The organism is Clostridioides sp. ZZV15-6383 (genome assembly GCF_020657735.1).
GTDB lineage: Bacteria > Bacillota > Clostridia > Peptostreptococcales > Peptostreptococcaceae > Clostridioides > Clostridioides difficile_D.
The window spans coordinates 1-255 of the sequence record NZ_JAGWCV010000237.1; the positions used below are offsets into that span (position 1 = coordinate 1).

Below are 255 nucleotides of genomic sequence, written 5' to 3' on the forward strand. Positions count from 1 at the left end.
TGGAAAAAGCTTATAAGTTTAGAATGTATCCAAATAAAAAACAGCAAGAGTTAATTAACAAAACTTTTGGATGTTGTAGATTTGTATATAATAAGTATCTTGCTAAAAGAATAGAAGTTTATAAAAATGATAGAGAAACTTTTACTTATAAACAGTGTAGTTCTGATTTAACCAATTTAAAAAAAGAATTAAATTGGCTTAAAGAACCTGACAAATTTTCACTACAAAACGCCTTAAGAGATTTAGATAATGCAT

General features: G+C 24.7%; 1 protein-coding gene. It reads left to right on the forward strand.

Annotated elements, in window-relative coordinates:
* On the forward strand, positions 1 to 255 hold a 255-nt coding region (locus KGF42_RS20720), incomplete at both ends, for a helix-turn-helix domain-containing protein (RefSeq protein WP_227826948.1).